Origin of the sequence: Nostoc sp. UIC 10630, from assembly GCF_010747425.1 — a bacterium.
Classification (GTDB): Bacteria; Cyanobacteriota; Cyanobacteriia; order Cyanobacteriales; family Nostocaceae; genus Nostoc.
Genome location: NZ_JAAGOG010000237.1, coordinates 1 through 10,389, shown reverse-complemented (window position 1 = coordinate 10,389; position 10,389 = coordinate 1). Strand labels below are relative to the sequence as shown.

Sequence of the window (10,389 nt, the reverse complement as noted above, 5' to 3'; positions counted from 1 at the left end):
CAGTACCGACAGTTGAAACTCCATCCGATGAAGAGCAAGTAAATGTTGATACGTCAACATCAACAGAAATTGAATCGACAGCAGCAATATTTCAAGCTGTTGGGGTAATTACTGGGTTGGTCAATTTCAGTTCAGATGGACAAAGCACTGTTACTATCGGTAGCTATGAATACCCACTTTACTACTCCAAGCGACAATGGGATGTATTAAGTTTTTTTCCCAATTTTACATATTATTTATAAGAGGCTTGATTGATGTTTTTCTTCCAAAAACAATAAGAACTAAGCCAATCAAAATCAATAGTGATGCTACTAAATTTATTGTAGTAATTCTTTCATTGAGGAACAAACCCGAAAAAAGAAATCCGAACACAGGAACAAGCAGTGCAAAAGGTGTCACAATATTTGCTGAATACCTCCTTAATAGCCGCCCCCAGATACCAAAGGCAAGAACAGTAGCGATTAATCCTGTGTAAAAAATAGTTCCTATCCCAAGAAGGTTGATATGAGCAAGAGCATCCTTCTGCCCTTCCTCAAAAATTATTGATAAAGCAAGTAGTGGTAGTGGAGGAATAAGGCTCATCCATATCATTAGCTTGAACATATCAACGTTTCCTGCCATTTTTATAAAAATGTTTGCGAAAGACCAAGCTAAAGATGCCATTAATACTAAGCAAAAACCCAATAAATTAGCGCTACTAATCATACTAGAAGCAATTAGTCCAATCCCACTAAAAGCAACACCTATACCAATCTTTTGCCATAATACTGGAGCGTCATTCAATATTCTAGCGGATAGAAGAGAAGTAAAAAGAACTTGCGATTGAATCAGGAGAGAAGAAAGTCCTGCGGGTGTCCCCACTTTAATACCTATAAATAGAAAAGAATACTTAACAACACCTAAAGTAAAACCTATTGTCAAAATCCATTTCCATGATATTTGTCCTCTCTTAAAGAAGATTACAGCAGGAAAGGCTGCTACAGTAAATCTAAGACATGAGAATAGAAGTGGAGGAAATGAATCCAGTCCAACCTTGATCACAACAAAGTTAAGCCCCCAAATCAGGGCAACAAGTATTGCGAGAAATGTATCTTTAGCTTTCAATTATTTTATTCCTCTCGAATAGGCTACTTAAAGATGTATCAGTTTTCTTGAAGTACAATTATTAGATTTTGGTTAGAATATGTATGCAACTTAAAAATTAATTATTATTAACTCCAAACTATACCATTTTTAAGCTCATCGTCAAAAAAACCAATAAAAAAACCTACAGTAATACGCGTTTGACCTGATACTCGATCAATTTCATGGTAATTAGTAGGATTTATGAGATAAATATCACTCACCTTTGGTTTAAAAACGAAGCAAGGCTTTTCTTTTACAACTTCATAATCATATCCTATTCCGTTTTTGATTTTATACTTTTCGTCATCGGGATTCCAAGACTTCATATAATGGCGTAAATTACCTCCAGTGTCACATTCTTGAATGCAAATAATACAACTGAGTTGATATTTAAGTTTAGCAACTAATAAATCTGTTGATTTAGCATCTCTCATAATATTGTCGTTATGAAGAGGATTCATAATTCCATCAGAATGGATTCTTACAATAAAGGGTGCATATGTTCGCCCATCTGGTTCTTGTGCTATTTTTAGACTTTGTAAATTAAAAATATGCTGTAGTTTTTCTCTTACATAAATAGATATGTCAAACTGCATTGGGAATAATGAACTATTTGCTTGAGCTTCTCTAAAATATTTGTCTGGTTGGTTCAAATACTTTGCAAGATAAGAACCTATTGTAGTAAGAGTTCCATTGCAATACTGAGTAACAATTGCTTGCTCAATGTTATGCTGTATTACTTTAAGAGTAGTATCAATAATGTTCTCATTGAGAAAGTTTTTGAGAATAATTGCTGCATATTTGTTTTCAGTAATTCCTCTTAAAGCATTAATATCTAGTGGATGATCACCAGAAGTATAAACAATTTCCTTCCAAGCCTTATCTATGTTTTTCATATTTTACTTATGCGTCAGTGGAAGCTCTATAATTTCCCCTTGAGTTAGGGGATGCCAGCATTCATAAGGGGCAATTTTAGAAATAATTTCAGAGGCAATGAAAAATGCAGATTTTGTTTGCACTTTATACATTGTGAAATATAAGGGAAAGCGAGTGTTTTTAGGAGTCCAATGAATTACATACGCTCTTTTTGGATTTACTACAATAGCATTAGCAGAGCTTCCTCCAGGTGCAAGATTTTCTAATTTTTTTATGATTTCAAGGTTATCAGAAAATTTATCTTGTGTTGGAGGAATAATATAATCAAAATACTCTCCAGAATCAAAGGTTGAGCGTTCAAGTCCCAGCTTTTGGTAAACAGTAGGGAGAAAACCGTTATGGAAAAGATACCAAGGGACAAGCATTCCTTGTCGTGTAATAGGATGAGTGCATTCTATGCCTTGATTATGTGCAAGGGTTGCATGTCTTACATGAATTGTAAGAAAGTCAGTTTCAATTTCGTGAAGTAAAGATTGTCTAAGGCTTTCTTTAATAGAACGTGTATCTCGGTGAACAGATAATCCGTGAGAGGCCAAACTGTTTCTCCATAAAGCACCCCATCCATTTGGATGACGGCAAATAGGGCCATCATGAGATGCTGTCATACCTTCACTCATTGAAAGGGCTGCGTTGAGTACAGATTGTGTTGAAAAACTACCTAGAGCAAGAATCATCCGACACATAGTGCAACATTCATCCTAATTTTGACGGTTCAAACGCACGGAAATACACTTTTGAAGTAAATTTTTTACCTCTATTAAACTCTGAGCCGAAACCGTAATTCGTCCTAAAGAACCTGTATGGCGCATAACATCAGCAGCTAAACTTTTAGGAATAAATCTAGGTAGTTGAGATAAGGGTTTTAGAGGTGGAAATTTTTCAATTGTAATAGGCAATCCCATACTATATAAATGTTCAGCCATTCTCATTTCTTCAGGAGAGATAGCTATGATTTGACCTATAAATTTGTTATTGGTAGAAGTAAAGGGTAGCAGAAAGCGGTTTTCTAAATGGACAGCAAAGGAGGACTCACCCCAATTAATTCCTGTAACTTTTTCAATAAGATTGACTAGCCCTCCACCCGAAAGTCGGAAGCCCATCTCTATAAAGTAAATGCCTTGGTCGTTTTGTATAACGTCAATGTGAAATGGGCCTTTATAATATCCAACAGCATCAATACATGACTGAGCAAACTGTTGAATTTCTGAACTGCTCCAACTTCCACAGGCTGCTATATGACCAATTTCTCGAAATCCAGAGATATTGTTAGTTCCTGGAATATCTTCTTTCAAAATAAACTTTTCGCATACGGTTATAATTACTACCGTACCTTCCTGAGAAATGCCTTGGACAGAATACTCTACTCCTGAAATGTATTCTTCAACAATAATTTTGTCGAAAATATTTCCGTCGTAATTTGTTAGTTTTTTTAGTTCAGCTAAAGATTTATCCAACTGTAAAGAGTCTTTTACAAGAAAAACTCCAAGTCCGCCGCCACTATTAACAGGCTTAATAACAAGAGGATATTTGAGATTTTCTAATGAAATTGCATTAGCATCCTGTAATGAAAGTATCATGTAGCCTGGCTGTAGAATTACAGAAGCTTTTTGAGACAAAAGTCTTCTTTGTTCCCATTTGTTAGGGGGAACAAAATGAGGATATATCGTTTCTTGCCACGGCGGAATTTTCCATGTTTCAGCTACAGCATACACACTTTTGACATAACTCTCAAACCCAGGTAGAATTAATTTTACATTTTTGCTTAGGTCGCTTAGTACATTTAGAATTTGATTAGGATCATTCGGCTGGTTAACAGGTAATTCAATATCAAAAGTCCGCCGTCCCAAGTTTTGACGCCATTGGAGATAGTCTGGTGTTTCAATGAGAACTGCTTTCATATCCCGACGTGAAGATGCATCTAAATAGGGATCTAATCCATCACGAGTTGCTCCGACTTGGACAAACATATTTTACTCCCAGATAACATAACTCTTCTTAATTAGATTTATCTCCCAGAAATCATTTCATATACAGTCGGACCATCTGGGCTATGACGAGTTTCTATTATTCCTTTATGAGGATCTCTCCCTAAAATTAAGTTCACTAGTTCAAGTTTGGCGTTTTTATCATTTAATCCCAGCAGTGGAGAATCATAACATCTCCTTAATTTTTCTAACGTAAGCCCACTTAGATGATATAAATTATTAGCTATATCGCTAGATTTTTGTGATGTCTTCTCCTCTTCCCTCCCATCAAGAACTTGGTGAATATTGTCCAGTTCAGGCAAAAGCTTTGGTTGTTCTTTCAAAAGATATGTCTCAAGGTTTTTGCCTTTTTCTGAAAATGGAGCATAAACCATACAAATTAACTGTTCTTCAGTTATACCAAAAGCTTCAAAAGCAAAATCATTTATCTTCTTACGCATCAATGTTATTGACTCGGCGGTACTATAACGCTGAATAATTTGATCTATAAGGAACTCAGGAAATTGTTTTTGACGCATTAATGATATGGCAAACTTGACGTATTCCTCTATGCCTTCAGCATAACTTCTACCATAAACGTGTTCACATTTTAGCCCACGTAGGTGGGCCATTAGCGCAGGATTTGCACAGTCAGACTCAGAAAAACTGAACGCAAGTTCATCAAACTCAAACCCTAAATACTTTGTTAGTAGCTCCCAGTGATTCCCAGCAGAATATTCTGTGTAATTATATATAGAAAAGAATAATGTATCTATAGTTATGTCATCATTAATTATTTTATGCTCTTTAATTTCATGATTGGCCTTATCACCGTAAATTTCCCGGAAATAGCTTTGAGAAACTATATCTAAGTTCTTAAGAAAATCCCTAAATCCATGTCCACTAGGTGATAAATCTGGACTTATTTTTTGGACAAGACGGTTAACCCAAACCATATAAGCTCTTTGTTCTTTTCGAGAATCACCTGTAATGATCACATCTACCCCACCGTCATAGCAGGAAGCAATTCCAAAAGAGTTAACCATACTGATGTTACAGGCATTGCAGAATGTAGGACGGGAATTTGCTTGAGTTCGATGTCCAGTCATCAAGATGTCTTGCCGATTCTGACTAACAATATTGTAGGGAAGTGGAAGAGAACGGTTAAAAAGACTGATTTTATTCCCATCGATAAGTAAGAGTTCAACATCCGGGTCGTCATAGAGTTGTAAAGCGCAATACACTCGATGGATATTTTCCATTACACTTGTTGGCATACCAGCGTGGCGGTTGGTTACTACACGTATTTGAAAAGTTTCTCCATTCCATTTGAACAGAATGAGTTGCACCAACCTTACAAAGGTAAGCATATAAGAGCTGTCTTTCCCTCCTCCATAGGCTACAAGAACTTTGTTTTGTTCAATAGGGGATTGTTTAGGAAGTATTTCTTGAAGTTTAATAGCACAATTTTTTACACCTTCAAGTTTAGCTGAACTAAAAAAATGGCTTAGTTCAGAAAAAAGTTTATTACGTAAAGAAAATAATTCTTTATTGTCTACTATAGAACTATGGAATGACATAATTAGCAGTGTTTTAAGGTTGTTATTTTATGCTTACAGGAGGCTGTATAAGTTAATAAGGTCAAGTTAATAGCTTTATGCAACTTCCTGTTTTATCTTTACAAAACTACAAAAGTAAGTAAATTTCAGCGTGTGTTTTCTATGTTTTTATAATGCCCTGTATTTCTACTCCCTCCACTAGGGGTAAATGGGGTGAAATGAGCAGTGATACCGAAAGTTAAGCTGTGCGATTGCTCATTTACCCCCTAAATATAGGTATTTGGATAAATCTTCCATCACCTCATTGGTACCCAGCCAGTAATATTACTGTTGGCGATGAGTTATACATTAAATTAAAAGTTAATGTTACACATCCAACTTTTCTGCTTATTTGTGTGCAGTTTTGATACCTGGAGAATGCACAAATATGATCGCCTCATTACAGAAAACTGCATAATTATTTAGAGTATGTACTGTACTCTGAAGAAGCAAAACTAGATGAGAGATAGGGTATTTTTACGCGATGGTATTTCTCAATTGCGTCAACGTCTATTTCTCTTCATTTGGGTTAGGAGAAACGTTGCTCCTAGCTGTAGCGACCTGCAATTATAAATCACCCAACCTGCAATCATCGTTGTTCTCAGCCAGGATTATTTGCAACTATAATTTCAGTTGAGCCAGGATTAAGGGTCTTGTCCACTTTTGATACTGCTGGCGAAATATTGCTTAACCTACCGACTGAGCCATAAGCTTTGCAAATTGCGAAGTTCGCGTGGTCGCTTGTGGAATACCGGACAGCCAGTGAAATATACGCTTGAAGTTAATTGCCGTTGCTGTCATCAAATGTTGCAGATGAGTTTTCGCTAATCCAAGATATCGAGCATGGCGGAGTCCATGAGCGCGAATGCTTTCAGAGAGAGTAGCTTCAATTCCAGCCCGTCGAGCATAGTCTGCCTTATACTCGTCAGTCATTGCTTGTTTTCGTGCAGCTTGCAATGCTTTGTACTGTGCTTCTGGACGAAGTGTAACCAACCGTCGCTTTTCTTTGGTGCGAGTACACAGATGCAGGCTGGGGCAATTGGCGCAGTCAGCTCGTGCAAACTTAATTTTAATTACTTCATTGTTTCGACCATCGATTGCAGGTGTCCAAGATGTACTCGTCTTACCTTCGGGGCAAACGGCAACCTCTTGTTGCCAATCGACTTTGAAATCGCTCGCTGCAAATCCTTTACCTGCTTTGGATTGCCAGCGTAGGTCTGCGCGGGTCGGCCCTAGCAATTGAACTTGATGCTGTTGTTGAGCAGTTACCAACAATTGAGCATCTAGATATCCCGTATCAACGATATGCTTACTGGGAAGCAAATCCTTGTTAGCAAGTGAAGTATGAATTGCTTCAGTCACATCACCATCAGCAATAGGTGCCGCTGTCGTCTCAACATTTGTAATCAGATGTAAGGAATTGGGTTCGCAAGTTTCACTCAAATGAACTTTGTATCCTACCCATGATGTTGTATTCTTTTTTGAATAATGAGCATCTAAATCATAGGGTGAACTAATCATTAATGTAGCTGGCGGTATTCCTTGCTCGGTTCGCCAATGAATCTTGTTATTACATACATAGTATTGCTGTACCCATACTCGTCGTAGTGTTTCGACTGCTGGAACCTGTTGTAACCATTCTGGACTATGACCATCAAAGATCGCATCAAGCAGCTGTTTTCCATCTTCGCCATACACATGAGCTTGTTCCTCTCGCGCTGCTTTTGAAGTCGGTAGATGATAGTCTTCCATGCGCTCGCTATAACGTTCTATCCATTCTGGCTGGCTTTGAGCTTGCAACCAAGCAGGTGCAACAACGGCCAGCGCATTTAATGCAGCCCGCAGCGTTTCTCCAGCACACTCCAGTCGTGTCACTGCCCGAATAGTTGCGACAACATGGGTGGAGTCTGTCCGTTGGCGACCTCTTGCTTGCAGCCAGCCTTGTTGTTGACACCAGCTAAGGAGTTGATCAAACACTAAACCTTCAGCTTGTTGAGCGATCAAGCGAGTGCGAAATTCGCTCAAAACAGTGTGGTCAAACCCCTTATCTGTTAGTTCTAAACATAGTAGGTACTTCCAATCAATTCGGCTTCGGACAGCATCAGCGGCTTGACGATCTGTGAGTCCTTCTATGTACTGCAATATTGTCACCAGAGCTAATCGCATCGGTGATACTCCAGGTTGTCCCTGGTGAGAAAACAATGTACTAAAATCTTGGTCGCTCACAAAGGAGTCAAGGCGATCTGCCATCGTGATGCAGAGGTTACCCTTCGTAAAAATAGCTTTGGCAACTTTAGCCGTTTCTGCTGGTACAGTATAGCCCGGTTGTGGATTCAGTGACATCGAATGATACCTCAAGCGATCGCTTTTTAGATCCTAAATAACTCTTGATGGAGCCAACTTATTTGTTAAGCAATATTTCGCCAGCAGTATCAAAAGTTGCCAAGAACCTATAATTTTGCCGAAGTTAATTGGAAGCATAAGCAAGCCATTCCGGCAATATTATCCTTCCACCGACAAAATGTCTTGATTGCAGGTTTGGGCATTTATAATTGCAGGTCGCTACAACTAGAACGCTGACTATTAAAGACTCAATTCATAATCCTGCTCCTGCTGTTGCTGATGCTGTTGCTTTAACTGCTGCCCATAATCGAGTAGCTGCTGATTCCAATCGTCAGCTTTGCATTTGAGCCGCTTGGACTGTGGCAGTAGTTCTTTAACAACTCGTGCAGCTGCATTACCAGAATCGTCCGAGTCAAATGCCACTTGTACATTAGGAATATTCTGCAATTGCTCTACTGGTAAGCTTTTGGGATTATCTACCGCCATGTACAAAGTTCTATTGGGTGGCACGTCGCCTCTAAGCTGATATTCCAGCATGGCAAAAGACACGGCATCGATGGGCGATTTCAAAAGCACCACTTTCTCTACAGGTTCAGTTGGCTGTCCGCCTAAGCGGAAGTGAAACCAGCCCTCACGCCTAACTGTTCCTTTCTCGTAGCCCTTAAACGTGTTGTTCTCGCCCCGTGTTCCCCGCAGGAATGCTCCTATTGCCTGGGGTTCTTCGCTAAGATTCCGCATGACGAATACAGCGTTTTGCTGATCATCAGCGTAAACTAACCCCCTTTTATGCAGAAGTTCCACAAAATTTTCAGGTATCCCCCGTTTCTGGGTCAGGTAGTTGGAGACAGAAGACCACTTGCTTTTATCCTCAACTGGTAGCCTGAATTTGTCGCGTGGTTCTAACTGGATAATTTCAGCAGTCACTTGACGACTTTTTGCTATCGCTGCTCGTTCTGCCCCAGCTTCCCCAAATCGCTCATGTAACCAGACAACCGCCTGCCGCAGATTGCACTGGTTAACGTGCATCACCAAGTCAATTGCACCACCTGAGCCTTTCTGCTGATCGGGGGCGAAATCGTAGAATTTGGGCCCATCTATATTAATGATGTGTCCGTGACCCTTCCATTTTCCTTGGCTATTGTGTAGCCCCAACTCCCAAGCCACATCCTCCAAGGGCAAGTCGCGCAGTTGATTGGTCTGAGATTCTAACGATCGCACCCGCTTCTCTAGTTGCTGTCGTTCCTTCTCGCTGGCTCTTGCCCGTTGCTCCGCCCGTTCTAGTCGCTCTTGCATGAAAGCGCGGTCAGCCAGTTGGTGGTTGAGGACATGAAATTGGTGATCATTCTGAATCCGAGCAACGTAATTTGTAGCGGATTCAAGCGGTTCGGGTTCAAGTTTTTTATTCGACCAGACGGCAGTGAGGGGTTCACTGTTAACGGCTTGGTAATACTCCTTTACTTTGGTGTGGGTTGCCTTACTGCCCTTGACCCCTCGTTCAATGCCCAAAGGAGCGAGTGCAGCAGCATAACTGTCTTGGAGTTTGGATAACTTAATGCTGGCAGTGCGACCATTACCCCCAAACATTTCTTTGTGGCTTAACTGCTTAGTTTTCTCGTTGATGGGTACAACATAGGCATGAATGTGGGGAGTCGCTTCATCCAAATGCAACTCTGCCCTGACGCACTTATCACCATAGTTGTTGACTAGCCAACTGCGAGAAGCCTTAACAAAGTCCAACATTCGGGGATTATCCCATTCGCCTGCCTTTGATGGGTCTAAGGGGCGAAAATATTCTGGGGATGCTGAAAGAAAAATATCGCTACACAGCACGGCATCCTTGCGCGGTTTGTGTAAAGTTGTGTTGGCTATTTTGTTTTTCACCAAAACTTCAAGCGGTGAATCATCCTCCATGCCAATCAGCCGGATATTTTTTTTAGTGGTGTCGGCATTTGGGGTATCTTGTAAACGTGCGGTATGCTTCTCGCTGCCGCCAATGTTGCCGAAAGACTTGAGTTTTTCAACGCGCAGAATCGCTAAAGCCACCATTGTTTTTTCTCGGATTTTACAGGTGTGCCAATGGGGTGCAAACTCCCCGCAGGGGCGAACGTAACTTTTGCGTCTTGAGCGAAGCGAAAGATGGGCGCAGCCCACCCGCAGGGCGCAAAAGTGTAGTGAGTACACCACCAACATGGTACACCGAAGCGAAATTCTGCGGCAACAGCACCCACTCCCCCACTCGCGCGACCTCTTGGCACAATAATAGTGCAACTCAGCACAAATATTGAGCAACTTGGCACAATTTGGTCAGCCAAAATCAGCATTTAAGGTCATGAACCGAGGTGAATTACGAGTGCCAGATTGTGCTAAATTGGTGCAATATCTGCACTTAGATAGTGCCATTCTGCTCTAAATCTGCACCAAAA

At 40.3% G+C, this 10,389-nt stretch carries 8 protein-coding genes and 1 pseudogene; 1 reads left to right on the top strand and 8 read right to left on the bottom strand.

Translation table 11 applies throughout. The features are described 5' to 3' along the window. Positions 1-242 (top strand): annotated as a pseudogene (locus tag G1O98_RS32960) (hypothetical protein); the annotation flags it as partial. On the opposite strand, the gene G1O98_RS32955 reads toward G1O98_RS32960, so the two are convergent. The 8 genes from G1O98_RS32955 to G1O98_RS32920 form a co-directional block, all read right to left on the bottom strand. Further along, positions 226-1,104 (bottom strand): EamA family transporter, encoded by an 879-nt coding sequence (locus tag G1O98_RS32955; protein WP_163937412.1) that lies wholly within the window; start codon positions 1,102-1,104, stop codon positions 226-228. The pseudogene G1O98_RS32960 and the gene G1O98_RS32955 sit on opposite strands and share 17 nt — an antisense overlap. A gap of 107 nt (positions 1,105-1,211) precedes the next feature. Further along, positions 1,212-2,021 (bottom strand): hypothetical protein, encoded by an 810-nt coding sequence (locus G1O98_RS32950; RefSeq protein WP_163937409.1) that lies wholly within the window; start codon positions 2,019-2,021, stop codon positions 1,212-1,214. A 3-nt stretch (positions 2,022-2,024) separates the two neighbouring features. After that, positions 2,025-2,744, bottom strand: a complete 720-nt coding sequence (locus G1O98_RS32945; RefSeq protein ID WP_207794520.1) for a class II glutamine amidotransferase — start codon at positions 2,742-2,744, stop codon at positions 2,025-2,027. A 15-nt stretch (positions 2,745-2,759) separates the two neighbouring features. After that, complete coding sequence (locus G1O98_RS32940; RefSeq protein ID WP_163937404.1) at positions 2,760-4,028, bottom strand: ATP-grasp domain-containing protein; 1,269 nt, start codon at positions 4,026-4,028, stop codon at positions 2,760-2,762. Positions 4,029-4,066: 38 nt separating this feature from the next. Next, a complete protein-coding gene (locus G1O98_RS32935) occupies positions 4,067-5,605 on the bottom strand; it encodes a PqqD family protein (protein WP_163937400.1) in 1,539 nt (512 codons plus the stop codon). Positions 5,606-6,310: 705 nt separating this feature from the next. Then, entirely contained in the window at positions 6,311-7,966 is a 1,656-nt protein-coding gene (locus G1O98_RS32930; protein ID WP_163937397.1) for an IS1182-like element ISNpu1 family transposase, read from the bottom strand. 240 nt (positions 7,967-8,206) lie between these two features. Next, positions 8,207-10,012 carry a MobV family relaxase gene (gene mobV / locus G1O98_RS32925; protein ID WP_163937394.1) on the bottom strand — a complete coding sequence of 602 codons (1,806 nt, stop codon included), beginning with the start codon at positions 10,010-10,012 and terminating at the stop codon, positions 8,207-8,209. Beyond that, positions 10,000-10,278 carry a hypothetical protein gene (locus G1O98_RS32920; RefSeq protein WP_163937391.1) on the bottom strand — a complete coding sequence of 93 codons (279 nt, stop codon included), beginning with the start codon at positions 10,276-10,278 and terminating at the stop codon, positions 10,000-10,002. Before G1O98_RS32920 ends, mobV begins: the two co-directional genes overlap by 13 nt. Between the last annotated feature and the right edge of the window lie 111 nt (positions 10,279-10,389).